This is a genomic window from Halomonas sp. SIMBA_159, from assembly GCF_046536035.1.
GTDB classification, from domain to species: Bacteria; Pseudomonadota; Gammaproteobacteria; order Pseudomonadales; family Halomonadaceae; genus Vreelandella; species Vreelandella venusta_A.
Window position 1 is genome coordinate 1 of the sequence record NZ_JAWJBT010000857.1, and the last position, 262, is coordinate 262.

Here is a 262-nt window from a genome sequence, read left to right on the forward strand (position 1 = left end):
CTCTCAGCAACGGCGTTGATGGGAGTTCCGAGAGAATTGTACATTTCACGAACACCGACTAAACCGATTTCTTCGATGGGAGTAACATCACCCGCAACAACTCCATAAGTTACCAGACGGAGATAGTAGTCCATGTCACGTAAGCAGGTTGCTGTCATTTCTTCGCCATATGCGTTTCCGCCAGGAGAAACGACATCAGGACGTTTTTGGAAAAGTTGATCCCCTGCTTGTTTCACAATACGCTCACGAGCGCCAGTGAGGG

1 protein-coding gene is annotated in these 262 nt (G+C 48.9%); it reads right to left on the bottom strand.

The features are described from left to right. Window positions 1-236 (bottom strand): globin family protein (locus tag R0J87_RS21670; protein ID WP_498888885.1); only part of this gene is annotated, 236 nt, incomplete at its 3' end. Window positions 237-262 lie beyond the last annotated feature (26 nt).